This window comes from Ochrobactrum sp. RH2CCR150, assembly GCA_014138095.1.
GTDB lineage: Bacteria > Pseudomonadota > Alphaproteobacteria > Rhizobiales > Rhizobiaceae > Brucella > Brucella gambitense.
In genome coordinates this window covers 393526-416719 of the sequence record JACGXE010000001.1, presented here as the reverse complement: position 1 = coordinate 416719, position 23194 = coordinate 393526, and the positions used below count along the sequence as shown (strand labels likewise).

The window sequence follows — 23194 nt, the reverse complement described above, 5'->3', positions numbered from 1 at the left end:
TTGATCTATGTTGTCTTGCAATGACCGCAAATGGCAACACATTGACTGCTTAATTCATTGAATCGAACGGGAAAGATATGACCGTCAAGACGATCGCGACCAAACCTTTTCAGGACCAGCAACCGGGCACTTCAGGCCTGCGCAAGAAGGTTCCTGTTTTCCAGCAGCCCAACTATGCCGAAAACTTCATCCAGTCGGTTTTCGATGTGCTGGAAGGATTTGAAGGCAAGACGCTGGTGGTTGGCGGCGACGGACGCTTCTATAATCGTGAAGTGATCCAGAAGCTCATCAAGATCGCGGTTGCCAACGGCTTCGGTCGCATCATGGTTGGTCAGGGCGGCATTCTCTCGACACCGGCCGCGTCCAACATGATCCGCAAATACAAGGCCTTCGGCGGCATGATACTCTCCGCCAGCCATAATCCCGGCGGCCCGAAGGAAGATTTCGGCATCAAATACAATATAGGCAATGGCGGCCCGGCACCGGAAAAGATCACTGATGCGATTTTCGCCCGTTCCAAGGTGATTGATCAGTACAAGATCGCCGAGGTAGCCGATGTCGACATCGACAAACTTGGCAGCACCAGGCTGGGTGACACCGAGATCGTCATTTTCGATCCGGTGACCGACTATGCCGAACTGATGGAAACCCTGTTCGATTTTGACGCCATCCGCGCCATGATCAAGGGTGGCTTTGGGCTCAAATTCGACGCCATGCATGCCGTGACCGGTCCTTACGCCAAGGAAATTTTCGAGCGCCGGCTCGGTGCGCCGGATGGCAGCGTCGTCAATTTCGTTCCGCTGCCGGATTTCGGCGGGCATCACCCCGATCCGAACCTCGTCTATGCAAAAGATCTCTACGATCTGCTGATGTCGGACAACGCCCCCGATTTCGGTGCAGCCTCCGACGGCGATGGCGACCGCAACCTGATCATTGGGCGCGGCATTTTCGTCACCCCTTCCGATTCGCTCGCCATGCTCGCCGCCAATGCGCATCTGGCGCCCGGATATAAGGGCGGCATCAAGGGCATTGCGCGTTCCATGCCGACCAGCGCCGCCGCCGACCGTGTCGCGGAAAAGCTCGGCATCGGCATGTATGAAACGCCAACCGGCTGGAAGTTCTTCGGCAATCTGCTGGACAATGGCAAGGTCACGATCTGCGGCGAAGAAAGCTCCGGCACCGGCTCCGACCATGTGCGTGAGAAGGACGGCCTGTGGGCCGTGCTGCTCTGGCTGAATATTCTGGCCGTTCGCAAGGAAAGCGTGAAGGCCATTGTCGAGGAACATTGGGCGCGCTTCGGGCGCAATTATTACACCCGCCACGACTATGAAGCGGTCGATTCGGATATCGCGAACAAGCTGGTGGCCGACCTGCGCGGCAAGCTTTCGAGCCTGCCGGGCACCACGATCAACGGTCTGAAGATCGAGAAAGCCGACGACTTCGCCTATCATGACCCGGTCGACCATTCGGTGAGCGAGCATCAGGGCATCCGCATCTATTTCCCCGATGGCGGGCGCGTCGTGCTTCGCTTGTCGGGCACCGGCACTTCAGGCGCGACGATCCGCATCTATATCGAACGCTATGAAGCGGATACCGCCAAGCACAATCTCGATACGCAGGAAACGCTTTCAGCGCTGATCGACGCAGCGGAACAGATCGCCGAGGTGAAAAAGCGCAGCGGACGTGACGCTCCGTCGGTGGTCACGTGATCAGTTAGGGGAATAGGGGAATAGGGGAATAGGGGAATAGGGGAATAGGGGAATAGGGGAATAGGGGAATAGGGGAATAGGGGAATAGGCTAGTAAGGCCGAAACCTTGTTCAAGCGCTCTCTTCACTTATTCCCCTACTGCCTTACTCCCCTACCCCCTTAATCGAAGACAATCGCCGGGGCTGGCCTGCCAGCGCCGTTGCCGCCCTTCATGTTTTCCCAGACCTTGGAGGCGATATCGCGGTAGATTTTCGCGTGTTCGCTGTCCGGCTCGACCACCGTGACCGGCGTGCCATTATCCGAATGCGCGCGGATATCCATATGCAGCGGCACTTCGCCGAGGAACGGCACATTGAGGCGCTCGGCCTCCCTGCGCGCGCCGCCGTGACCGAAAATATCGTAGCGCTTGCCGGTATCCGGTGCGATGAAGTAGCTCATATTCTCGACGATGCCGAGCAACGGCACATCCACCTTGCGGAACATGGACAAGCCCTTGCGCGCATCGATCAGCGCCAGATCCTGTGGCGTCGAAACGACAACCGCGCCAGCGAGCGGCACCTGTTGCGCCATCGTCAATTGCGCATCGCCGGTGCCCGGAGGCATGTCGACGACGAGAACATCCAGCTCGCCCCAAGCCACTTCGCGCAGCATCTGCGTCAGCGCCGACATGACCATCGGCCCGCGCCAGATCATCGGCGTTTCCTCATCGACCATGAAGCCCATGGACATGACCTTGAGGCCGTAATTTTCCATCGGCTTCAGGATGCGGCCTTCAATCGTTTCCGGACGACCGGTAAGGCCCAGAAGACGCGGCATGGACGGGCCGTAAATATCGGCATCGAGAATGCCGACCTTCAAGCCATTGGCCTGCAGACCGAGCGCCAGATTGACCGCTGTGGTGGACTTGCCAACGCCGCCCTTGCCCGATGCGACAGCGATGATCGCGCCGACGCCCGGAATACCGGGCTTTTGCGCCGCACGTTGCGGTGGCGAGGGATGGCGATGCTGCGCAGGTGCGGCAGCAGCAGGGCGTGGTTGCGGCTTTGGCGGCGGCGGAGCGTCGTCGCTGGTGCGACCGCCTCGCTTTTCCGCTGTCAGCGTGACCAGTGCGCCGGAAACGCCGGGGATTTCCTTCACGGCCTTTTCCGCTGCAACCCGCATGGGTTCCAGCCCGTCTGCGCGTTCCGCCGGAACCGTGATGGAGAAGAAGACCTTGCCGTCGGCAATAAAGATATCCGATACCAGTCCGAGCGACACAACATCGCTTTCGAAGTCCGGTCCCGTCACGGTCTTCAGCCGCTCCAGAACCTGTTCGCGCGTTACGCTTGCCATTTCGATTCCTTTAGTGAAGGCAGTAAGGGAATAGGGGAGTAAGTGAGTATGTATAAAACATATTGCCCTACTGCCCTACTGCCCTATTTCCCTACTCCCCTATTCCCATTTCACCAAGAGGCCAATACCTCATTCAGGCCGCTTCCTCGCAGACGGCAGATTCGGGGCGATGTCCCATGAGATAAAGCGCGCAGGTGGTGCGCAGCATGGAGGCGAAATTCGGGATCGCGCCATTGGCCTCCAGTGCTTCATCATAGAGTGTCGAGATGAAGCGCGGCGTGGTCAGATTCTGGCTGGCTGCGATTTCATCCAGCAGACGCCAGAATGTCGCCTCCAGCTGAATGCTGGTGGAATGCCCGCCAATGCGCACGGAGCGATTGATCTGCCGGTAGCCTTCCGGGTCCTGCTCGGCGAAAACCTTGCACATGGGTTCCTCCATTACAGAGCACATCCCGAAAAGTGTGAAACGGTTTTCGGAAAAGATGTGCGCAGAAATAAACTTCAGAGCGCCGATCTGTTTCCAGATTGAAAAGCGCTCCCTCGAGAGCACGAACTGCGCTGTGGTAGCCGATTGCCACCACGCCGTCGTTTTTTCTTTCATAATCGACAACCAGTGAGACAATCGCAAGCCGCTTTTGCTGAAGCGCTGCCAAAAATGACATGCAAGAAATAGGAGTCACTTGTGGCTAAAGCCATTCATTCGATGATCCGCGTTCTCGACGAGGAAAAATCCGTTTCCTTCTACCACCAAGCCTTCAAGCTCGACATTGCAGAACGCATTGATTTCGAAACATTCACGCTGATTTATCTGCGCAATGCAGAAGCCGACTTCGAAGTCGAGCTGACCGTCAACAAGGGCCGCACCGAACCCTACAATCTGGGCGACGGTTACGGTCATCTTGCTGTGGTCGTGGACGATGTCGACGCCGAACATGCGCGCTTCACCGCGCTTGGCTTCAAGGTCGGCAAGCTTGTCGATTTCAAGAATAACGGCGTGCAGCTTGCCCGTTTCTTCTTTGCCGAAGACCCGGACGGCTACAAGATCGAAATTCTGCAGCGCGGCGGCCGTTACCGGTAAGCCGCCCGGCGCCAGTATCGTCTGTCATGGCCGAGAGGAGCGGCCACGACAGACGCCAGCGTTCCCGGTGGCGACAATTCGCCGGGGGCGCGCAGCCAGTCCATCCATTCCGGATGGGCAAGCAAAGGAGGAGAACCGAATGACAACCGTTTTCGACGGTCTTTCCACCCACGAAAAGAAGAAGCTCTCCCGCCGCGACCTCTTGAAGCGCGGTGCGGGCCTGAGCCTTGGGGCCATGCTGGTCATCAGCGGCAATGCCGTTATCTGCCCGCAATTTGCATGGGCGCTTGAAACAACGACGCTCAAGCCCGAGACCATGGCGACGCTGATCCAGCTCGCACGCGATATCTATCCGCATGACAAGCTTCCCGACCGGTTTTACGCCATTGCCATCAAACCCTATGACGCGGATTCCGCCAAGGATGAAACGCTGAAAAAGCTGATCGAGGACGGTGTTGCCGATCTGAACAAACGGGCCGGAGCCGGAGGATATCTGGGTCTGGGCTGGGAGGAAGAGCGCGTGGCGATCCTGCACGATATCGAAGAAAGCCCCTTCTTCCAGAAGGTGCGCAGCGGACTTGTGACCGGCCTTTATAACCAGAAGGATATCTGGCCGCTCTTCGGCTACGAAGGCGAGTCCTATTCCAAGGGCGGTTACATCAAGCGCGGCTTCGACGATATCGAGTGGCTTTAGAGCATTTCCAGCAAAAGTGCGTAGCGGTTTTGCGTAGGATAATGCGTAAAAACAAAAGAGCCGGATCAAGCTCAACCGAACCAATTTCACAGCGGCATCACCGTCCGGCAAGCGCCATGCGCTTTGCGGAAACGGCGAAGCATTGGGAGGAAACCATGGCTGCTCCATATGATCTCAAGGACGACAAGGTCGTCGTCATCATCGGTTCCGGTGCTGGCGGCGGCACGCTCGGCAACGAGCTGGCGCAAAAAGGCATCGACGTCGTTATTCTGGAAGCCGGAAAGCGCCACGAATTCGAAGATTTCATCAATGAAGAATGGGACAGCTTCGCGCAGCTTGCCTGGCTGGACAAGCGCACCACATCAGGTGACTGGCGGGTTGCGAAGGACTTCCCGAATCTGCCCGCATGGATCGTCAAGGCAGTGGGCGGCACCACCACTCACTGGGCTGGCGCATCGTTGCGTTTTCAGGAACACGAATTCCACACGCTGACCAATTACGGCAAGTTGGAAGGCGCAAACCTGCTCGACTGGCCGATCACCCTTGCCGATCTGGAGCCTTATTATACCAAGGCCGAGGACAAGATGGGCGTGACGCGCACCAACGGTATTGAAGGCCTGCCCGGCAACAACAATTTCAAGGTGATGAAAGCCGGTGCCGACAAGCTCGGCTACAAGGAATGCCATACCGGTCGCATGGCCATTAATTCCGCGCCACGCGATGACCGCATGGGCTGTCAGCAGACCGGCTTCTGCTTCCAAGGCTGCAAATGGGGCGCGAAATGGTCGACGCTTTACACCGAAATTCCAAAGGGCGAAGAGACCGGCAAGCTGGAAGTCCGTCCTGAATCCACTGCGCTGAAAATCGAGCACGATGCGGCTGGCAAGGTGACGGGCGTGCTCTATGCCGACAAGGACGGCAAGCAGCATCTGCAAAAAGCGCGCGTTGTCTGCGTTGCGGGCAATTCGATCGAAAGCCCACGCCTGTTGCTCAACTCGGCTTCATCCAAATTTCCGGACGGACTTGCCAATTCATCGGGGCAGGTCGGGCGCAATTACATGCGCCACACGACCGGCTCGGTTTACGCCTCGTTTGAAAAGCCGGTTCACATGTATCGCGGCACGACCATGGCTGGCATCATCCGCGACGAAGCGATCCACGATCCGAAGCGCGGCTTTGTCGGCGGTTATGAAATGGAGACCATTTCGCTCGGGCTTCCCTTCATGGCGGCGTTCCTCAATCCGGGCGGCTGGGGCCGCAGCTTTACCTCAGCGCTGGATGATTACGTCAATATGGCAGGCCTCTGGATCGTCGGCGAGGACATGCCGCAGGAGAACAACCGCATCACATTGAGCAAGGATGTGAAAGACGAGCACGGCCTGCCTGTGCCGGATGTGCATTATAGCGATCATCCCAACGATGTTGCGATGCGCACGCATGCCTATGCGCAGGGCAAGGCGCTCTATGAAGCGGTGGGGGCCGTTCGTACCTTCCCGACGCCGCCCTACCCTTCAACGCATAATCTCGGCACAAATCGCATGAGCGATAAGCCGAAGGACGGCGTGGTGAACAAGCATGGGCAGACACATGACATCAAGAACCTGTTCGTGTCGGACGGTAGCCAGTTCACAAGCGGCGCTGCCGAAAATCCAACCCTGACCATTGTGGCGCTTGCCATCCGTCAGGCGGACTACATTGCGGAGCAGATGAAAAAGCGGACGATCTAGTCAGACAGCAAACATTCTCCCCTGACCGCAGCAAGCAGAACCGGCGCGACCAATTCGCGCCGGTTTCGTTTGGCGCTTGGCAAAGATGCAGCGTTTAGACTAGATAGGCTCTGCGACACAGGGAGATGCCGTAGGTTGAAGTTCAGCGCGCGCCAGTTTCGGAGCAGTCTTGCAATACGCCTGTTGAGCGTATTGGCTTTGATGCTCGTGGCATTCGCGCATAAGCCCGTCGACCTGAATGCTCTCGACAGTTTTCAGCTGGCGCAATACCAGCTGCCTGATGGAACCTATCCTGTCATCTGCATCAGCGATCAGGGTGAAAATCAGGATCATCACGGCCATGACAAGCATCTGAGCAGCGAAAGCTGCGAGGCCTGCCGTATCGCCTCAGGTTTCCTGTGCCCAACGCCTGACAGCTCGACCGGCCCGTCGCCGCATATCGCGATGGCCGATGGCGTTGTGCCGCCACAGCCGGTTTTACGCCGTGCTGTCTATCCGCCTTCGGCACCGCCGCAAGCACCGCCTCTCGCCTGAACACGTCCCGTTTGAACGAATGCGCCTGACAAAAAGCTGGCGCGTCTTCCTCACGACTATTCAGGTAATTCAATATGAAAAACTATCGTCTTTTTGCGTCCGCAATTTCGCTGGCAGCCCTTTGCATTTCCGCTGGCATGGCCAACGCCCATTCGTCGCTCGACCAGAGCGAAGCCAAGGCTGGCAGCTTCTACAAGGCCACGTTCCGCATTCCACATGGCTGCGACGGCAAGGCCACAACTGAAGTGAAAGTGGAGCTTCCGGAAGGCTTTATCGCCGCGCAGCCGCAAGCCAAGGCTGGCTGGAAAATCGAAACCACCAAGGGTGATTATGCCAAGACCTACAAAGTGCATGGCAAGGATGTCACCTCCGGCGTCAAGGAAGTGCGCTTCACCGCGGGCAATCTGCCGGGCGAGTTCTATGACGAGTTCACCGTCGTCGGCCAGTTGGCCAAGTTCGACAAGGACACCACGCTGTCTTTCCCGGTAACGCAGGTCTGCGGTAGCGACGCCTCCGTCGCCTGGACAGAGATTGCCAAGGACGGACAGAACCCGCACGAACTCGAATACCCCGCACCGCAGCTTCTCGTGCTGGCCGCGACCGGCTCTGACGAGCATGCAGGCCACGGCGGCCATGGTGACCATGGTGACGCGCACGGCAGTCATGCAGCCGAGCCGGTGAAACTCGGTGACCTCACCATCACGTCACCTTCGGTTCGCGCCATGGTGCCCGGCGCCAAGGTGGCTGGCGGTTTCCTGACCATCGCCAATGCCGGCAAGGATGCCGACAAGCTCGTATCGGTCACGACTACAGGCGTGAAGCGCGTGGAAGTCCATGAAATGAGCATGGAAAACAACGTGATGAAGATGCGCAAGCTTGATGGCGGTCTCGACGTGCCTGCGGGCGAAACCGTCGAACTGAAGTCCGGCGGTTATCACCTCATGTTCATCCAGCCGGAAAAGCCTTACACCGAAGGTGAAACCGTGCCAGTCACGCTCGAATTCGAAAAGGCTGGCAAGGTCGAGATCAACTTCCCCGTCACGGCCCAGAATGGCCAGATGGGCGAGCATTCCGGTCACTAATTCCCGGAGCATGGGGCGCAGTGCTTCTCTCCCCCCTCCACCGGCATTGCGCCCGTTTGCCGCAACCGCTGCTCCCCCACAGCGGTTGCGTAATCATTCAAATGCTGTAAACATGACTATTCTAGTCTAGAATAATTCTACAGTATTGAAATATCTAAGCTTTTTAAAAGTTGACTAATTGACTCCAGATCAATTTGCGGCTTTTATACCCTTCGCGCAATCCTGCGCACCTTTGATGTCTGGGCCTTGAACCCGTTCGATTGGAGGACCCAATGGTTGGTCTCGGCGAATGCCGGTCCGCAAATATCGACGGCCTGCCCTGGCAGCTCAGTCTCTTGCCGACCGGATACTGCAATATTCGCGGTGAAACGGAACGTCCCGTTCAGCGCAAACAGGGCAAGTCTTTTGCCTCGAATGCATCTTCCGATATTTTATCGTGGAGGCGCACATGAATATGCGTATATCGCAGCTGAACGGCGCCAATACCGCAGGCTATTTCGACCGCCTGCCGGAAAAACTGGTGCTGGAAGGTTATCGTCGCTGGACTGCGGGTTTCGAGACTGGCTCGATCATCCCGTGGGAGATGACCTGGGGTCTCTATTCGGAAGTGCTCGGACCATCGGAGGCAAAGCGCGCTGTCGGCGAGCTTTCGCACTTCATCCGCGTGCTGCGTCATTGTGCAAGCTGCCAGTTGCGCGCTTTCCCGTTCGACTCGCATCATGTCTGCCGCGAGGAATGCCTGACATTGGGGCTGATTTCCGGCCTGCATAATCAGGACGCTCTGTTGCTCGACACGTGTCTTGAAGCCATTGCCTGCAAACGGCGCTGCGACGATGTGGCAGCCGCGGCAAGCAATTTTGCCGAAGCTTTGGCCGATTTCGGCCAGACTTTGCTGCCAATACCGATTCACGCCATCGACACCGCTTTGAACATTACGCATCGCGCGACTTTTCACTGATCTGAACAAGTCGAACCCTTTGTGAATAATAACGATTCTGATTTTTAAGTCGTCGCGACGCGGCGCAAGGAGATAGAAATGCAGGCCAGAACCGAACGACGCCTCGGCATTGCCGCTGCCCTCGTACTGACCGCAGCAGCATTTGTCATGCCGGGCGTATCCACCCAGATTGCGCAAAACGACTTCGCGCCACAGAAGCAGATTCATATGGCTTCTGCCGACACATTGCGCGCCGAGTTCCGTCATTTCGTCAGGCTTGGCGAAGCAATGCCAAAGTCAGTCCGCTACGAATAGAATACAAAAAAGGCCGTCTCTGACGGCCTTTTGTTTAAGCATATATCTCGACGGGCCGGTTAGCCGACGACAATCGGCGCCTGCCCCTGTACGCGATTATACAGGTCGATAATGTCCTGATTCATCAGGCGGATACAGCCGGACGACATGGACTGTCCGATGGACCACCATTCCGGCGAGCCATGGATACGATAGCCGGTGTCGCGACCATTCTGGAAAATATAAAGCGCGCGTGCGCCGAGCGGGTTCTGCGGACCCGGCTCCTGACCATTGCGGTATTTTTCGAGTTCCGGCTTGCGCTGGATCATTTCCGGTGGCGGCGTCCAGCGCGGCCACTGCTTCTTGTATTGCACATTGGCGCGGCCCTGCCATTCAAAGCCCGCCTTGCCGATGCCGACGCCATAGCGTAGCGCTTCGCCGCCCGGCAGAACATAATAGAGGTAATGGTCTTTCAGGCTGACGACGATGGTGCCCGGCGCCTGACCGGTCGGATCCGGTACGATCTGGCGGCGGAATTGCTTCGGCACTTTGTCATAAGGAATGGCAGGCAGCGCATAGGGCCCCTCCTGCACAGATGCATACATGACATCCGGCGTCGTGATGGCGCGGTCGACACTGATCTGCGGACGCATCGGCGAGATGCCGCCCGTCGACATCGTATCTACCTGGAAGGCAGACATGTCCATCGTCTGCGAGCAGCCTGCAACACCACTCAGAACGACGGCCCCGGTGCCAAGCAGAAAACGGCGGCGGCTCAGATCATCACTCAACTTTGACATGCAAAACGCCCAAAACACAGGTGACAGGGAGCAGGCATCATGCCGCTCGGTATTAACCGTAATTTGCAGTCTTATGGTTGAGGAACCGTTAAACTAAGCGCTTCGATACTTAGAAAAGAATAGCACAAGCGCGAAATTTCAACCGAGGGATGCAGCATTTGAAAAGAAAAAACCGGACGAAACGCCCGGCTTTTCAGTCAAATCATGAGAACGATCAGTAGTCTTTTTCGTAGAAGATACCGCCGCTGGAATCGCCCTCTGCACCAAGCGCACCCTTCGCTTTGAGGTTTCGCGTGATATCGAGATTGACGGTTCCCTTGGTCGAGCCGCCAGAACCCGCTTCCACACCGAGATAGATATTGTCGCGGATATAGCGCCCGGCGCGAACGGCAGTCTGTCCGTTGCTGTCGGTCACGACGTCAAGATCGTCCAGCCCGGTTCCGGCACGCAGCTTGTTCATAAGCGAATTCCCGCCGGGACCGCCAGCAAGTTCCGCTGCAGCCGCCGCGAGCTGTGCGATCTGGAATGCCGACAATTCGCTGATGGAGCGCTTGAAGATCAGCTGCGCCAGCACTTCATCCTGCGGCAGTTCGGGCGACGAGGAGAAGACGATGTTGAGATTATCGACCGTACCCGTGACCGTTACGATAGCTGTGATTTCATTGCCTTCCGAACTGGCCACGAAATTGAGCTGCGGATTGAGATCGCCGACCAGCGTGACATGGCCTTCATCGAAGGTGATGCGCTGGCCGAGAATGCCAATACGACCACGGATCAGGTCAAAGGAACCGACTGGCTTGATATCGCTGACCGGTCCGGTGAGCCGCACGCGACCGCCCAGTTCCGTATCGAGACCACGACCGCGTACGAATATCTGGTTCGGCGCATTAACGACGACATCGAGGCGCGGTCCGGCGGAATTTGTCCGCGCCACCGACTTGGCCTTGCCCTTGCGGGTTTCGACCTTGGCGCGTTCCAGCGTCTTCGCGACATTCTTCGGCGTATTCTTGTGCTCGACGGGCACATAGGTTGCGCCGCCGCCGAGATTTTCAGGAACCGAGATTTCCGCACGTTCCACATCGATGCGGCCGCCGATCAGCATATCGCCCGCCAGCGGTCCTGTGATCGTAATGCCGCCATTGACCGTTGCGACGACCAGCTTGCCATCGGCATAACGTGCGCGGTCGAGCTTGATATTGATATCAGCTGGGAAATTCGCCGCCGCATTGGTGGAGATCGTGCCGCTTGCCGACACGGAACCGCCGCTGCCAAATGCAGCATTGACCTGCCGCAGCGTGATGGTTTCGCCGTCCATGCTGCCCATGATGTTGATGTTATTCACACGGACATTGGTTTCTGGATCGATGAAAGTCGCGCTGCTGGTGGAGAACATGCCGCGCAATTGCGGACGATCGAAACCACCGGAAACACTTGCGGTCAGCGTCAGTGTACCACTGGCCTGCGCACCGCGATCCGCCAGGAAGCGATTGGCAAGCGCCAGCGGGATGTTGCCGTTGACGTTAACGCCGAGCCCCTGACCGGAGAACGGCACCTTGCCGCTCGCCGTGACATTGAGGCCTTGCGGACCGTCCACCGTCAGCGATGAGATATCGACTGCCTTGGCGGCATAGCTGCCTGCTGCCTGCAAGCTGAGCGGGGCAAGGCCGTTGTCGCGCAGCGGCTTGGCAGCAAGACCGGAGCCCTTGAGATTGAAGGTCGCGGCAGGATTGGTCAGCGGGCCTGTCACGCGCGCCGTGCCGGTGACGTTACCTGCGAGGTCCTGCCCCTTGACAGCGCCGTTGAGAATACCGAGCGGCAGATTGGCCAGCGTCACGTCGACAGCAAGATCGCCCTTGCCGAGCGGCACGCCGCCTTTCGCTGTGACGTCGATACCATTGCCGCTTGCTGCACCCCCGGTGACCCGGGCGTCGATGTTGAGCCGGTCATTGGCAGAGGTGCCCTTGGCGTCGGCATTCAGCGCGGCAATGCCCTGTTTCTTGAGTTCCGCTGCTGTCACGCCACGCGCCGTCATATCGAAAGCGACATTGGGCGCTTCGCGGGAGCCAGTCAGACGCGCCGTGCCGTTGACAGTGCCGCCAAGGCCGAGGTCCGGCTTGAAGGTGTTGGCAAGCGCCAGCGGTAGATTGGACAGCGCCACCGACAGATCAAGCTTTTCATCGACAGAGCCGTTGAGCTTGACCTGACCTTCGGTGCCATTGGCGCCGGTGTTGATGACGATATCGCCAAAGGAAATCTCGCTGCCCTTCATGACGATATTTGCCGGCGCAGCCAGATTGGCGCGCAGTGCGCCCTGCGTTACATCAGCGGATGCGAGGCCCAGCTCAAAACCGCCATCTTTCGGCTCAAGCGAACCGGCGGCATTGGCCACCGTGCCGATCTTGAGCTTCGTATTGGCGCTGAAATCGGTCTTGGTGCCGGTAGCATTGGCCTTGGCGTCAAAAGTGTCGATGCCGAATGTTCCCACCATGATATCGCGCGCGGCAGCATTACCGTCCACGACCGGCACGCCAAACAGATCCTGCGCGGTCAGCGCAATATTGGCAGACGCAATATGGTTGCCATTGACCTTCACGCTCTTGGCGTCGGCAGAGACGGTCGCATTCTGACGGTCGCCATCGGCTTGCAGCGCTATATCGGCATTGGCAGCACCGGTTGCTTCAGCAAGAAACAGCGCGGCGGCAGTGGAGATATCCGGCGCGTCGAGCTTCAGCGCGCCATTGAGCAAGCCCTTAGGAGTCTGCGTGACATTGCCGGAGAGATGCGCCCCGCCAGCATTGAACAGGAGATTGGTCAGGCGCTTCTCGTCATTGACGATGTCGATCAGCGTGCCAAGTTCGATGCGCTCACCGTTGAGGAAGGCATTGCCCGCCAGTTTGCCCGACAAAGCTGCGCCCGTGGTGGCGTTGCCGTCGAGCATGGCGTTGAAATCAAGACCCGCATCGGCAAGCTTGCGGCCAGCCAGTGTGCCCTGCGGCGCATCGGCGCGCAGCGCAAGCGCGATCAACTTGTCGTCGCCGCGCGCACTGCCCTTGATCGTCATGCGACCGGAGGCCTGTTTCGAAACCAGCTTCAGATCGGACAGCATCACGCCGAAATCAAAATTCGCCTTGTCCGATGCGAAAGAGCCATTGGCCGTGATTTCGGTCAGCGCATTGCCGATCCGGAAGTCACGGGCAGAGAAACCTTCGGCGCTACGACCGACTGCACCAGCCAGACGCACTTCGCCGTCGAGAATATTATCGATCGCCTCAGTGCCCGTGCGCATGTTCTGCGCCGTGCCGTCAAGGTCGAGATAGAATGCGCCGCTGATCGGACGAACCGTACCCTTGGCCTTGACGTCGATACTGCCAGCCAGTTCCTTGTCAGCCAACGCGCCGAACGGCGCAAGGCTTGCGACCTTGGCGGCGATATCGCCATTGAAGACGAAGTCGTCAATATTGCCCTTGAGATCGAGGCTGAGCCCGTTGCCTTCGATATTGGCCTGTGCAAGCTCCACTGGAGAACCGGCGCGCCAGCCGCCATCGATGAGAAGCGCAATCTTGGTGCCCAATGCTTCGGCCAATTCCGCGCGCGGTGACGAAATGCCATCCATGCCGCCAGTCACCTTGAAAGTGATGTGGCGGTTTGCGGCATCGTTAAGGTTTTCGGCAACGCCGCCCATATCCAGCGCTACGCTGGAGGCGGAAATGGTTGCATTCTTCAAGCCATTGACGGCGAGCTTGCCCGTCCAGTCATTGGTCGGACGGTCGCCGTAGGAAACCTGAAACCGCGCATTGTCGATATAGGTTTCGGCGCCCTTGACCGGCAGCAGGACGCGGCCTTTGCTTTCATCGGCAATCGACGCGTCGATGCTGAGCTTGTTCAGAAAATGATCATTGCCGGATTCGGCAGCGGCCTTCAGCTTCAATGCGGCGCTTGTCAGCGCCAGATCGTCAAGACGGAACCCGCCCGCATCCTTCAGGAAGCCATCGGCGGAAAGCACGGTTTCAGCACCGAAGAAGTCGCGGAAAACCGGCGGCACCAGAACAGCAATCGGCCCATTGAAACGGGCGGCAAAAACACGTCCGCCATTGGGCGCTTCGCCCTGACGGTTGAGCGTGAATGCGCCGGTCAGCGTGCGGCTGCCATTGGTGTCGAGCGCCAGATCCACCTTCAATTCATCGAGCGGGCCAGCGCCCGTCAAAGTGAGATCAACGGGCGGGCGGCCATCAATATTGAGCAGGTTGGCCACGATGCCATTGGCCGGTTCGGCAACTTTCAGATCAAGATCGACCTTCTGATCGGCATTGGCATAGGCCGCGCGCAGGGCAAAACTGCCGCCCGGGCCGTCAAGGCGCTTGATGTCGAAGGTCGAATTGAGCGAGCCGTCGGCAAGCGAAAGACTGCCGGTTGCAGAGACTTCCGATTCGAGGCCGAAAATCTCCGGTCCGAAATGCAGGCGCGCCACGTCGAGCTGATCGAGACTGATGGAAATCGGCAGTTCGGGCAGGCTGAAGCTTGACGATTCCGGCGACGGCAGGCTGTTGTCCGGCAGCGGTTTGCGGGCGATATCGATCCGTTCCGCGCTCAGTGACTGGATGCTGAGGCGACCGAGCAGCAACGCGGTGCGGCTCCAGTTCAGCTTTGCATTTTCAATGCGCAGCCAGACGCCTTCACGGTCGGCAATGGTGATCGAGCCGATGGAAGCTTCCGACGACAGAACACCGCTGATGCCCGACAGTGAAATGCGGCGGTTCGGCGCGGAGAGCTGGCTTTCAACGAAAGACAGGAAATAGGACTTTTGCTCTTCGTTGCTTTCAGACGCTTCGGCCTGCTGCGTGCTCTGGCTCTGATCCTGCGCCTGTGCGGGCGCGACAATCGATGCCGTGGTCTGCGTATCCACGCCGACAAGCGTAACCCATGCGCCTGGTATGGCCAGCACGGCGGCCACAGCGGCGAGAATCAGGAAAAGGAAAACTGCGATAAATCTGGTCAAAACGCCTGTCCTATGCCCACGTAGAATGCATAGCTCGGATCACCCGAGCGGCGGTTAAGCGGTATGGCGACGTCGAGGCGGATCGGCCCGAGGCCGGTCAGATAGCGCAGACCGCCACCCGCACCCACGCGCATTTGTTCGGAGAAATCCGGGAACGATTTTTCGCCGACATAACCCGCATCGACAAAGGCGACTGCACCGATGGAATCGGTAATGCGGGTGCGCACTTCGCCCGAAGCCTCCACCAGCGACCGACCGCCGACAATGTTGCCGTTTCCGGCATCGACGCCGATATTGCGATAAGCATAGCCGCGCACCGAGCCACCACCGCCCGCAAGGAACGACAGGCTCGGCGGCAGGTCTTCGATGGAAGCGCCAACGATCGACCCCACCTTCACGCGCCCCGCCAGAACCACGCGATCCTTTGCGCCGATGCCGTAATAGGTGCGGCCTTCTGCGGTGAAGCGGGTGGCGAAATTGCCATAATGGAATTCGTAGAAGGGCTGGATATTGCCTTCCAGATAAAAACCCGAACTCGGGTCCGGTTTGTTGTTGCGGCTGTCGTAAAGCACACTGCCTTCCAGACCCGCAGTCGTGAAGTCGCGGGGACCGAAAGGATAATCCGTGTAGCGGCCCTGACTTGCCTTGGCATAGATCGCGCCCGACAGTTCATCGCTGAATATCTGCGTGAAACCGGTCTTGCCGTTGATCGACGTCTCGGTATAGGCGTCCAGCACTTCGCGCTTGGCATCAAGCGACAAAACGAAATCCGTATCAGGCGTATAAACGCCCGGCTTCTTGAACGTACCGCCAAGAAGATAGGAATAGTTTTGCGGGCTGAACGAATTATCCTGCGACCCGCCGATACCGCTGACCTTGGCGTCGAAACGCAGGTTTTCGCCCTTGCCGAACAGATTGCGGTGCATCCAGTAGCCGGTGACACCAAAGCCGTCGATGGTCGAATATTCCGCACCGAAGCCGAAACGGCGGGGCTTACGCTCCTGCACATTGAGCGTCATCGGCAGGCTGCCGTCCGGCTCAATGGTTTCCGCTTCCTCGAAACTCATCGCACGGAACACTTCCATGCGGCCAAGACGCTTCTTGGCCTTTTCGATGTCGTCGGGGTCATATTCCTTATCGGGTGTCAGTCCCGTCATCCAGGCGACGAATTGCGGGTCCATACGTGCGGTGCCAACCACGCTGACCGGACCGTAATGCGCCTTGCGGCCCGGATCGAGCGAAACATCGGCGGCAACCGTATTGCCATCATGGTCGGCGACCACATCCTCGCCGGTCACCCGCGCCTTGGGATAGCCTTGCTGCCGCCATGCCTCTACGGCAAGACGCTCGGCCTTGATGATTGTCCCAGACCGCGCCACCTTACCGGGCGCAAAACCTGCATCCTCGGGCGATTGCACGATATCGCGCTTGTCCGTGGCAGGCGGGGCGATATTGGAAATGGCGGTGCGCGAAAACAGGAATTGCGGACCCGGATCGACCGAGATCGCCACTTTCGCATTGTTGGGAATATCGGCATCCGGCGGAATATCGTTCGCTTCGCGGCCATCGACCAGAATCGAGATCGTGCCACCATAGCGGCCTTCGCCATAAAGGGCCGCCAGAATACGCCGATAATCACCGCGCGCCTTGGCAAGCAGACCAGCAGAACCCGACGCGGGCTTGTCCGCATCTGTAACCAGACCGGATGCACCTTCGACGACTGATTTCAGATCGGCTTCGGTGCCATCCGCATTTTTGCGATTACCGGTTGTGGCAACCTCGACCTCATAGGTCTTCGGATCGATGATATCTGGATCGGTTTTCTTGTCTTCGCCCCAAAGACGGACGCCAAAAAGCTCAAACGCCAAAGCGGGCGACACTGTAAAGGAGGAAAAATGAGCCGCCAGCAAAAGCATGGCGATGCCTTTTCCCTGTATCGTCCTGTTACTCCAAATCATACGCGCTACTGTCCGGTTCCTGTCTTTGCGGTCGCCTGGCAGCGTCCCGTTTATTCCCCACCCAGGACGATTTAGGGATTACCATAGGGAGGCCGGGGGGCCAAGCAACAACCTAAAGATTAGTCTCTAGATATGAACGGATTCAGTCAAAGGAGTGTTAACGTTACCACAGCTTTACGCAACGCTTGGTCGCAAGAGACACATAGCTCGCGCTGGAAAATGCAAAATTTGAAGAGGTTTTAAAAAAGGAAGGCGCTCCGGAGGGAACCGGAGCGCCACGCGGCTTTGGGGGGAGAGAGGGAGGATAAAGCCGCGATTCAAACCGTGCGCGGACCAAGGTCCGGCGCACGGGAGAAACGGTAGCTCAGCGGGGACATGTCAAAGACCAACCCCGCCAGGCGCGAACTATTTAAGGCAGGTTGCGCACATCATCAGGCGACATGTACATCGGCATCATATTGGTATCGAGGTGATGCATGACCCAGATGGAGCCTGCAAGCACGATGGCCAGAATGATGACCGTGAAGATGAGCGCCAGAATATTCCAGCCACCTTCCGACTTCGGATCGAGGTGCAGGAAGTAAACCAGATGCACCAGAATCTGGACGACTGCGATGCCGAGAACAACGGCCGCAGTCGTGGCAGGCGTGAAATAGCCGTTCATCGCCAGAAGGAATGGAACGACGGTGAGAATAACCGCCAGCACGAAGCCGATCAGATAGGACTTCAGGCTGCCATGCGCGGCATGATCGTGTGTTTCGTGTGCAGAACTCATCACAGTACACCCAGCAGATAGACAAGGGTAAAGACGCCAATCCAGATGATGTCCAGGAAGTGCCAGAAGAGGCTAAGGCACATCACGCGCGTCTGGTTCTTTTCCGTCAGACCGTCACGCAGAAGCTGGGCGGAAAGCACCAGAATCCAGATCAGGCCGGACGTGATGTGAAGACCGTGGGTTCCGACCAGCGCAAAGAAGGCCGAAAGGAACGCGCTGCGGCTCGGACCGGCATCTTCGAGGATCAGGTGATGGAATTCATAGACTTCCATCACGAGGAACGCAGCGCCCAGCAGGAACGTTACGCCCAGCCAGAACAGCACGCCTGCACGGTTCTTCTTGTACATGGAGAGCGTCGCCAGACCGTAGGTCAGCGACGACACCAGCAGCAGCATGGTTTCAGTCAACACAAACTGCAGATCGAAGAGTTCACGGCCGGTCGGGCCGCCCGCGAACTGGTGCGCCAGAACGGCGTAGGTTGCAAACAGGCCCGAGAACAGGACGCAGTCGCTCATCAGGTAGATCCAGAAGCCGACCAGCGTGGTCGACCCTGCATCGTGATGGTCCTCGTGAGCAGGATGCTCGTTGCCGCCCTTGAATGGACCAGCAGTTGAAATGCTAGCGCTCATGGATCAAGCCTCCTGAGCCGTCAGTTGCCGGGTGCGAAGGTCTTCGACGCTCTGCACTTCTTCGGCCGAGACGTAATAGTCTCTGTCATTGTTGAACGAGTGGAAGATCGCAACGGCCAGCACACCCACGGCAGAAGCAATCGCCAGCCACCAGATATGCCAGATCAGAGCGAAACCAAGCGGAATGGTCATGATACCGATGATGAAGCCGGTACCGGTGTTCTTCGGCATGTGAATGCGGGCGAACTTTTCCGTGCGGCGCACATAACCGTTCTGCTTCATATCCCACCAGCTGTCGTGATCGCGGACATGCGGCACTTCAGCGAAGTTGTAGAATGCAGGCGGCGAAGCCAGCGACCATTCCAGCGTACGGCCCGTACCCCAGCTGTCGCCATTGTTGTCGCGCAGCTTTTCGCGGTCACGGATCGAAACGGCGATCTGCAGAACCTGGAACACGATACCGCACATGATGATGGCAACGCCGACGGCGGCGATGATCAGATAGATGTGCCATGCCGGATTTTCGGTGTGGTTCAGACGACGGGTCATGCCCATCAGGCCGAGTACGTAGAGCGGCATGAAGGCCATGATGAAGCCGACCAGCCAGCACCAGAACGCGTTGCGGCCCAGACGTTCGTTCAGCTTGAAGCCGAAAGCCTTCGGCCACCAGTAGACGAGACCGGCGAAGCAGCCGAACAGCACGCCCGAGATGATCACATTGTGGAAGTGGGCGATCAGGAACACCGAGTTGTGCAGCACGAAATCCGCAGGCGGAACAGCAAGCAGAACGCCCGTCATACCGCCAACCACGAAGGTGCACATGAAGCCGATGGTCCACAGAACCGGCGTTTCCATGCGGACGCGGCCCTTATACATCGTGAACAGCCAGTTGAAGACCTTCGCCCCTGTCGGGATCGAGATGATCATCGTCGCCACGCCGAAGAAGGCATTGACGTTGGCACCGCCACCCATGGTGAAGAAGTGGTGCACCCAGACGAGGAACGACAGGACCGTGATGGCAACGGTTGCGTAGACCATCGACTTGTAGCCGAAGAGACGCTTGCCGGAGAAGGTCGCGATGATTTCGGAAAAGACACCGAAAGCAGGCAGGATGAGGATGTAGACTTCCGGGTGACCCCAGATCCAGATCAGGTTCACATACATCATCGGATTGCCACCAGCATCATTGGTGAAGAAGTGGAAATCCAGATAACGGTCCAGCGAAAGCAGGGCCAGCGTGACGGTGAGGATCGGGAAGGCCGCGACGATCAGCACGTTCGAGCAGAGCGCGGTCCAGGTGAAGACCGGAACCTGCATCATGCCCATGCCGGGCGCGCGCATCTTGATGATCGTGGTGATCAGGTTGACGCCGGAAAGCAGCGTACCCATACCGGAAATCTGCAAGGCCCAGATATAGTAATCCACGCCGACATCCGGGCTGAATTCCTTGCCGGACAGCGGCGGATAAGCAAGCCAGCCGGTCTTGGCGAATTCGCCGATACCGAGCGAGAGGTTGATCAGAACCGCACCGGCGACCGTGAGCCAGAAGCTCAGCGAGTTGAGGTACGGGAAAGCAACGTCGCGTGCACCGATCTGAAGCGGAACAGCAAAGTTCATCAGACCGACGACGAAAGGCATCGCCACGAAGAAGATCATGATCACGCCATGAGCAGTGAAGACCTGGTCGTAGTGATGCGGCGGGAGAAAGCCTTCATTCGCGCCCGAGGCAAGAGCCTGCTGCGCACGCATCATCACGGCGTCCGAGAAGCCGCGGAACAGCATCACGAAAGCCAGAATGATGTACATGATGCCGATACGCTTGTGATCGACCGACGTCAGCCAGTCTTTCCAGAGCGGGACCCATTTTCCGTAGTAGGTGATGGCTGCCAGAATAGCGAGCGCACCGCCAGCCACCGCGGTCAATGTGACCATGATGATCGGCTCGTGGTACGGGATCGCTTCCAGCGTAAGTTTTCCGAACATTTTTATCACGCTTCGATTGGAGCAATTCCGGTAAAGCCAGTGACGGCTTTCATTCCGGAACCGCGTGAAACAAAAGATTGAATGCGAATGGCCGCGACCTCAGGCGAGATCACGGCGCAAAGGCAGATCAGTTTTCGAGCTGCGACAGACGCTGCGGCGCGACTGCACAGATGATGTCGCTCGCCCACTGGCTGAAATCGACAGGCGAAGACTTGCGCAGGTTTGCGCGTGCTTCGCGGATCATCTGCTGACGGTGCATTTCGTCATCCATGCAGACGGACTTGCCGTCCCAGCAGCGGTTCACGATGTCGTGGAACAGCGTCTGGTCATTATAGGTGAAGAATTGCACCGCATGCTTTTCGCTCGGCTGAACCAGCGATGCATAGCGATCACGGCCCAGTTCTTCGCCCTTGGCCTTCACGTCGGCAACCCATTTGTCGAAGTCGGCCTGATTGTAGGAATGCGCCTTGAAGCGCATCTGGGCAAAGCCCTGACCGCTGTAATTGGCGGAAATACCGTCGAACTCGCCTTCATGGTTGGCGACGAGATGCAGCTTCGTCTGCATGCTCGGCATGGTGTAGACCATGCTGCCCAAGGCCGGAATGAAGAAGGAGTTCATGATGTTGCTGGAGGTCAGCTTGAAGTTGACCGGAACATCGACGGGCATGGCCATTTCATTGACGCTGGCGACGCCCAGATCGGGATAGATGAAAAGCCATTTCCAGTCGAGCGCGACCACTTCGACATTGATCGGCTTCACGCTGGATTCCAGCGGGCGGTACGGATCAAGCTTATGCGTGCTGATCCAGGTAACCGAGCCGAGAACCACGATGATCGCCAGAGGGACGAGCCAGACGCCCAGTTCGATCTTCGTCGAGTGGTGCCAGTCGGGCTGGTAATCCGCCTTTTCATTCGTGGCGCGGTACTTCCAGGCGAAGAACAGCGTCATGAAGATGACGGGCAGCACGACGAGCAGCATGAGGCCGGTCGCAAAAAGGATGAGATCGCGTTCTGCCACGCCGACCTCTCCCTTTGGAGAAAGAAGAACCTGGTTCTCGCAGCCGGCAAGAAACGCAGTCAGGGCCAGTACGGCGAACGAAGCGATCGTCCGAGGGGTGCCGAGTTTCATTTGTCTTTCCATCCTGCACCGATGCGATCTGAAAATCTGAAACCCGCTGCCGCGGATGATTGCGGTCAGGCGTCTCAGTTCTTCAGATCGCACCAGAGCGATTTCGTCGTCAGTGTGGTTTTGAACCTGAAATCCCTTCCAGGCTGCCCTGACAGAGGAACCGCAGAGGTTCATCATGTCGCAAGCGTCAAATCCGGCACGTATGTCGTTTTTCAGTTTTCGGTAAATTCTGAAAATTCCAAAAGTACCGTTATATCGAATAATTCCGTTTGTCACCTGTCTGGCGAGATTTGTGCTGGATCGTAATGTCGCGGTCAAAACCCCGCAAAACGGACTCCAATTGGCGGAAACAGGCATCTCCGCAAGCGTCTGATCGCGGGGAATGGAACCCCTGCAGCACCGACGCGGCGGTGAATTAACCGCTCTTCTCCCCGCGTGCAAGTACGACCAATGGATAAAACCCGGCTTTTCCACCCTGCGGCGAGACAACAAACAACATTGTGAAGTCGCCAAGCCCCGACTAAGACAATCTGGATAGTGAGAAAGGGGCCCCATGATTTTCGCAGACTTGCCGCTCGATGAAGCCGAAGGCGCCGTACTCGCCTATGCGGTAACGGCAGGTGCGCTCGTCCTGCGCAAGGGGACGGTGCTGAACAGCGATTATTGCGCAGCCTTGCAACAAGCGGGTCTCACAAGCGTTCTCGCTGCCCGTTTCGAACCGGGCGATATCGGCGAAGACGAAGCCGCACAGGCAATCGGGGCCACACTCGCCTCCTGCACGATCCGTACCGGCGCAGCGACCACCGGACGGATCAACCTGTTCGCCAGTGAAGATGGTGTCTTTTGCGTCGATGCGTCCCGGATCGACGCCGTCAATGCGCATGATGCGCGCATTTCTCTTGCGACCATCCGCAATCATATGCGTGTGGAAGCCGGCCAGATGGTCGCGACCGTCAAGATCATTCCCTTTGCCGTACCGAAAAGTCTGATCGACGACATATGCCCTTTGCTCCTTGGAGACCGGGCGATGGAGGTCAAGGCGTTTCGTCCGCTGCGTATCGGCCTGATCCAGTCGCGCCTCCCCTCGATCCGCGAGACCGTACTCGACAAGACGCGTGAGCTGATGGAAAAACGCGCGGCGCGCAACGGCGGCACATTGATCGCCGAAAAGCGCGTCGCCCACGAGACGGAAGCGCTTGGCGACGCCATAGCGGACCTGAGCAACAGCTGCGATATCCTCGTGATTTTCAGTGCATCGGCAGTTGCCGACGCCACCGACATCGTGCCGCGCTCGATCCTGCAAAGTGGCGGACAAATTTTGCGCGTTGGCATGCCGGTCGACCCCGGCAATCTGCTTGTGTTGGGAAAGCGCGACGAAAAATATATCGTCGCCGCGCCCGGGTCCGCCCGCAGCATGCGGGAAAACAGCCTCGACTGGGTGCTCGACCGCCTGATGGCAGGCATGGACCTCAGCTCAACAGACCTGTCCCGCATGGGCGTGGGCGGTCTATTGTTGTAGATCGCTCAGCACTACAGT

Annotated in this window: 18 protein-coding genes; 9 read left to right on the top strand and 9 right to left on the bottom strand. The window is 58.0% G+C overall.

Annotation, left to right across the window (positions count from 1 at the left end):
* The first annotated feature begins 77 nt into the window (after window positions 1–77).
* Window positions 78–1709: an alpha-D-glucose phosphate-specific phosphoglucomutase gene (locus tag FHW03_RS01915; RefSeq protein WP_182519108.1), complete on the top strand. Its 1632-nt coding sequence runs from the start codon at window positions 78–80 to the stop codon at window positions 1707–1709.
* A gap of 159 nt (window positions 1710–1868) precedes the next feature.
* On the opposite strand, the gene apbC is transcribed toward FHW03_RS01915, so the two are convergent.
* The gene (apbC, locus tag FHW03_RS01910) at window positions 1869–3041 is read right to left on the bottom strand and encodes an iron-sulfur cluster carrier protein ApbC (protein ID WP_182519107.1); all 1173 of its coding nucleotides are present in this window, start codon (window positions 3039–3041) and stop codon (window positions 1869–1871) included.
* 133 nt (window positions 3042–3174) lie between these two features.
* A complete protein-coding gene (locus tag FHW03_RS01905) occupies window positions 3175–3468 on the bottom strand; it encodes a ribbon-helix-helix domain-containing protein (RefSeq protein WP_182519106.1) in 294 nt (97 codons plus the stop codon).
* Window positions 3469–3723: 255 nt separating this feature from the next.
* Between FHW03_RS01905 and FHW03_RS01900 the strand changes: the two genes are divergently transcribed.
* The 7 genes from FHW03_RS01900 (at window position 3724) to FHW03_RS01870 (ending at window position 9408) form a co-directional block, all read left to right on the top strand.
* Window positions 3724–4119: a VOC family protein gene (locus FHW03_RS01900; protein ID WP_182519105.1), complete on the top strand. Its 396-nt coding sequence runs from the start codon at window positions 3724–3726 to the stop codon at window positions 4117–4119.
* A gap of 139 nt (window positions 4120–4258) precedes the next feature.
* Window positions 4259–4813 (top strand): gluconate 2-dehydrogenase subunit 3 family protein, encoded by a 555-nt coding sequence (locus tag FHW03_RS01895; RefSeq protein ID WP_182519104.1) that lies wholly within the window; start codon window positions 4259–4261, stop codon window positions 4811–4813.
* A 155-nt stretch (window positions 4814–4968) separates the two neighbouring features.
* Complete coding sequence (locus tag FHW03_RS01890; RefSeq protein WP_182519103.1) at window positions 4969–6540, top strand: GMC family oxidoreductase; 1572 nt, start codon at window positions 4969–4971, stop codon at window positions 6538–6540.
* Between the two features lie 135 nt (window positions 6541–6675).
* Window positions 6676–7074 (top strand): hypothetical protein, encoded by a 399-nt coding sequence (locus FHW03_RS01885; RefSeq protein ID WP_182519102.1) that lies wholly within the window; start codon window positions 6676–6678, stop codon window positions 7072–7074.
* A gap of 74 nt (window positions 7075–7148) precedes the next feature.
* On the top strand, window positions 7149–8156 hold the full coding sequence (locus FHW03_RS01880; RefSeq protein WP_182519101.1) for a DUF1775 domain-containing protein: 1008 nt from the start codon (window positions 7149–7151) through the stop codon (window positions 8154–8156).
* Between the two features lie 448 nt (window positions 8157–8604).
* Window positions 8605–9114 (top strand): hypothetical protein, encoded by a 510-nt coding sequence (locus FHW03_RS01875; RefSeq protein ID WP_171058689.1) that lies wholly within the window; start codon window positions 8605–8607, stop codon window positions 9112–9114.
* 78 nt (window positions 9115–9192) lie between these two features.
* Entirely contained in the window at window positions 9193–9408 is a 216-nt protein-coding gene (locus FHW03_RS01870) for a hypothetical protein (protein ID WP_182519100.1), read from the top strand.
* A 59-nt stretch (window positions 9409–9467) separates the two neighbouring features.
* Here the strand turns inward: FHW03_RS01870 and FHW03_RS01865 are convergent, their stop codons facing one another.
* The 7 genes from FHW03_RS01865 to cyoA all read right to left on the bottom strand — a co-directional run bounded on the left by FHW03_RS01865 (window position 9468) and on the right by cyoA (window position 21657).
* Window positions 9468–10187 carry a L,D-transpeptidase gene (locus tag FHW03_RS01865; RefSeq protein WP_078337800.1) on the bottom strand — a complete coding sequence of 240 codons (720 nt, stop codon included), beginning with the start codon at window positions 10185–10187 and terminating at the stop codon, window positions 9468–9470.
* 214 nt (window positions 10188–10401) lie between these two features.
* Complete coding sequence (locus tag FHW03_RS01860) at window positions 10402–15090, bottom strand: translocation/assembly module TamB domain-containing protein (RefSeq protein WP_377514040.1); 4689 nt, start codon at window positions 15088–15090, stop codon at window positions 10402–10404.
* A gap of 89 nt (window positions 15091–15179) precedes the next feature.
* Window positions 15180–17099 (bottom strand): autotransporter assembly complex family protein, encoded by a 1920-nt coding sequence (locus FHW03_RS01855; RefSeq protein WP_182519099.1) that lies wholly within the window; start codon window positions 17097–17099, stop codon window positions 15180–15182.
* Window positions 17100–17550: 451 nt separating this feature from the next.
* Window positions 17551–17916 (bottom strand): cytochrome o ubiquinol oxidase subunit IV, encoded by a 366-nt coding sequence (gene cyoD, locus FHW03_RS01850; RefSeq protein ID WP_138783976.1) that lies wholly within the window; start codon window positions 17914–17916, stop codon window positions 17551–17553.
* On the bottom strand, window positions 17916–18545 hold the full coding sequence (cyoC, locus tag FHW03_RS01845) for a cytochrome o ubiquinol oxidase subunit III (protein WP_078337796.1): 630 nt from the start codon (window positions 18543–18545) through the stop codon (window positions 17916–17918). The genes cyoD and cyoC overlap by 1 nt, the downstream gene beginning before the upstream one ends.
* Before the next feature lie 3 nt (window positions 18546–18548).
* Window positions 18549–20528: a cytochrome o ubiquinol oxidase subunit I gene (gene cyoB / locus FHW03_RS01840; RefSeq protein ID WP_182519098.1), complete on the bottom strand. Its 1980-nt coding sequence runs from the start codon at window positions 20526–20528 to the stop codon at window positions 18549–18551.
* Window positions 20529–20655: 127 nt separating this feature from the next.
* On the bottom strand, window positions 20656–21657 hold the full coding sequence (gene cyoA, locus FHW03_RS01835; RefSeq protein ID WP_182519097.1) for a ubiquinol oxidase subunit II: 1002 nt from the start codon (window positions 21655–21657) through the stop codon (window positions 20656–20658).
* 553 nt (window positions 21658–22210) lie between these two features.
* On the opposite strand from cyoA, the gene FHW03_RS01830 reads away from it, so the two are divergent.
* Window positions 22211–23176 carry a molybdopterin-binding protein gene (locus FHW03_RS01830; protein ID WP_182519096.1) on the top strand — a complete coding sequence of 322 codons (966 nt, stop codon included), beginning with the start codon at window positions 22211–22213 and terminating at the stop codon, window positions 23174–23176.
* The last annotated feature ends 18 nt before the right edge of the window (window positions 23177–23194 follow it).

What these genes read in the sequence shown, in the direction of transcription:
- FHW03_RS01915 (WP_182519108.1), top strand. Translation starts at nt 78, where the DNA reads ATGACCGTCAAGACGATCGCGACCAAACCTTTTCAGGACCAGCAACCG.
- apbC (WP_182519107.1), bottom strand. Translation starts at nt 3,041, where the DNA reads ATGGCAAGCGTAACGCGCGAACAGGTTCTGGAGCGGCTGAAGACCGTG.
- FHW03_RS01905 (WP_182519106.1), bottom strand. Translation starts at nt 3,468, where the DNA reads ATGTGCAAGGTTTTCGCCGAGCAGGACCCGGAAGGCTACCGGCAGATC.
- FHW03_RS01895 (WP_182519104.1), top strand. Translation starts at nt 4,259, where the DNA reads ATGACAACCGTTTTCGACGGTCTTTCCACCCACGAAAAGAAGAAGCTC.
- FHW03_RS01890 (WP_182519103.1), top strand. Translation starts at nt 4,969, where the DNA reads ATGGCTGCTCCATATGATCTCAAGGACGACAAGGTCGTCGTCATCATC.
- FHW03_RS01880 (WP_182519101.1), top strand. Translation starts at nt 7,149, where the DNA reads ATGAAAAACTATCGTCTTTTTGCGTCCGCAATTTCGCTGGCAGCCCTT.
- FHW03_RS01875 (WP_171058689.1), top strand. Translation starts at nt 8,605, where the DNA reads ATGAATATGCGTATATCGCAGCTGAACGGCGCCAATACCGCAGGCTAT.
- FHW03_RS01870 (WP_182519100.1), top strand. Translation starts at nt 9,193, where the DNA reads ATGCAGGCCAGAACCGAACGACGCCTCGGCATTGCCGCTGCCCTCGTA.
- FHW03_RS01865 (WP_078337800.1), bottom strand. Translation starts at nt 10,187, where the DNA reads ATGTCAAAGTTGAGTGATGATCTGAGCCGCCGCCGTTTTCTGCTTGGC.
- FHW03_RS01855 (WP_182519099.1), bottom strand. Translation starts at nt 17,099, where the DNA reads ATGCTTTTGCTGGCGGCTCATTTTTCCTCCTTTACAGTGTCGCCCGCT.
- cyoD (WP_138783976.1), bottom strand. Translation starts at nt 17,916, where the DNA reads ATGAGTTCTGCACACGAAACACACGATCATGCCGCGCATGGCAGCCTG.
- cyoC (WP_078337796.1), bottom strand. Translation starts at nt 18,545, where the DNA reads ATGAGCGCTAGCATTTCAACTGCTGGTCCATTCAAGGGCGGCAACGAG.
- cyoB (WP_182519098.1), bottom strand. Translation starts at nt 20,528, where the DNA reads ATGTTCGGAAAACTTACGCTGGAAGCGATCCCGTACCACGAGCCGATC.
- cyoA (WP_182519097.1), bottom strand. Translation starts at nt 21,657, where the DNA reads ATGAAACTCGGCACCCCTCGGACGATCGCTTCGTTCGCCGTACTGGCC.
- FHW03_RS01830 (WP_182519096.1), top strand. Translation starts at nt 22,211, where the DNA reads ATGATTTTCGCAGACTTGCCGCTCGATGAAGCCGAAGGCGCCGTACTC.